This is a genomic window from Methylobacterium sp. GC_Met_3 (assembly GCF_026540775.1).
Taxonomy (GTDB): Bacteria; Pseudomonadota; Alphaproteobacteria; order Rhizobiales; family Beijerinckiaceae; genus Methylobacterium.
This window is the reverse complement of sequence record NZ_JALNUL010000135.1, coordinates 1-2,260: the sequence shown is the minus strand read 5'-3', so window position 1 is coordinate 2,260 and position 2,260 is coordinate 1. Positions and strand designations below refer to the sequence as shown.

1 protein-coding gene is annotated in these 2,260 nt (G+C 62.5%); it reads left to right on the top strand.

All coding sequences use genetic code 11. From position 1 onward, the window contains the following. The coding region (locus OXS27_RS32090; RefSeq protein ID WP_267361700.1) for a hypothetical protein at window positions 1–354 on the top strand (354 nt) is incomplete at its 5' end. Window positions 355–2,260: the final 1,906 nt, after the last annotated feature.

Genomic DNA, 2,260 nt, shown 5'->3' with positions numbered 1-2,260 from the left:
CTAAGTGACCTGCAAGACCGCTTGAAAGGTCCGGGTATCCCGAGGAGCTTGACCGATCTCCGTCGTTCCGGGGAAGCAGCCAGCGAAACGGTGGAACGGTTTGTCACCGATGTGCGGGTCAATCCCATACCGGCGCTGCTGATCGCGGCGGGATTTGGGCTACTCGTTTATGAGGCGTTCCGAACGGCGGTGGAGAGGCGAAGATTGGCGGTAGCCCCCTCAGGGGCCACTGCAGCGACGCTGGATCGCCACCTGCCTGAGAACCATCCTGACCGGATGTACGAACGGCTCGACGACGCGCTGGAGGAAAGCTTTCCCGGCAGCGACCCGGTCTCAGTGCGAATTACGAAGTAAGTCGGTTTCTACCGAAAGCCTGCGCGGACGGCGGGACGAGCTAGTAGGCTTCGTCCCAGCCTGGCGCACAACCCTGCTCGCGTCGGCGGCGGAGTAATCCTGGAATAGGTTCGAGGGCTGGCTGACTGGAGCTGTGGTGTATCCCAAGCAGCATCGCGGGTGGGTGTTCCATCCGGTTAAACGACCATTCATTCGGACGAGACACCCCGCAAAAACGGCATGGCTCACACAGCGTTCGTCCCTTACCTACGGGTCTCGACGGAGCGGCAGGGTCGGTCCGGTCTCGGGCTGGAAGCGCCACGGCGAGCTGTCGCCGATTTTCTCACGGGTGGTTCTTGGCGTCACGTGGCCGAACTGGTCGAGGTTGAAAGCGGATCCCGAGATAACCCGCCCTCGCCTATCGGAGGCTCTGACAATCTGCCGGCTATTGGATTGGCGATACGTAGGTGGCGGCGACTTTGTCGGACGACGAGGCGCAGGCGCCAAGGAGCGCCGCGGCCAGAGCCGCTGGTAGGATCGCATACTTCATAGAAGCCCCCTCAGCCTGTCTTCGCCGCTGCCGGGTACTTGCACCATTCAGAGGGTCGAACGTCGAGACTGAATTCGCCAAGCTTAGCGAATTGCGGCGCGCCTGTGTTCGCAGGGCCACGCAGAGGCGGCGACTGCGCCGGCGAGGCCGCATCGAGGCTAGGGGGGGCTGGCTCCGGTGCGGCTCTTCCAGCATTTGCCCCCCGGCCGAGCGCTGCCGTCATCTTGGCATGGTATGGTAAATGATCCGTCAACGGGTGCTGTTCTGCTCTCCGATAGCTTTGACAGGCAGCCGGTTGATGCTCGCGTTCTCGGTCCGTTCCGCGCCTACCCGCGGACCCTGGGACTGGATCTACCGCCAGTCGACTGCCGCGCGGTGGAATGAACGACCTGTCGTGAACGTCGCCAAATCCGATGTGCTATCATCCTTTGCTATGCTGGAGGCGGCCTTGATAATTCGATCTGCTATCGCAGTGTTACTCGTAGGCACTCCGGCGATTGCGGCCCCTGCCCATAGGCAGCCCACACCGGGCGCCGTGCAGCCGAGCGGCGATCCCGGCAGTATGACGGGAATGGATCCAAAAACAAAAGCTCAGGCGGACAAAGCAGAACGCGAGCGAGTCGCGCAGCAGAAGTTGTTCGATGACAAGATGGGCAAAACAATGAATACTATCTGTCGCGGTTGCTAAAATAGAGCAACGGTTCACGCTCTCTTCGAACGCCTAAAGGCGCGTCAGCGCACGCTCGTCTTGGCGATGGCCGAGCACGATGGGCTGACAGCGCAGAGCGCGCTGCGCTGGGTCGCAGAGCTGGAGAACGTCATCGCCGCCGTGGAAGCGGTTAAGGCCAAGCGTTCGCAGCTATCCCGCTGAAACGACATCGGCGCAGCAACCCGTAAGGTCACTGCGCCGCTGGATCGGGCTGCTGAGGGGGCACCGCAGCCACGCGGGAATGGGTACGCCCAGCTCGGCCTTCGCGAAGTGCGCCTGAGCACATCCATCCGCATGTGGTTCGGCGGTGACACGTGTCGCCCCTACTACCATAGCGAGCGCTTTGCCGTGCTCCTGTCCTCAGCCCTGTTCCTAGCGGGCGCACTCCCGTTGTTCTGGGCGATCGGCTGACCCTTCAGGCTCCAAAACAAGAAACACCCCAGGAGCGAAGGCTCCCAGGGCGCTGCCGATCTAGCGGCAAGTTTGATCAAGCTGGGGATGCGACGGTCAGCCGGAGGGCTGCTCCTCGGCGATGGAGAGCGACGAGGAGGACCAACTACCCCTCGCCCACCACCGCATCTCCCGGCATCGCTACCGGGAGCAACGCGATCGGATCTTAGTACGAGCCGAACTTGTAGTTCAGGCCGGCGCGGACGACGGCGAACTCG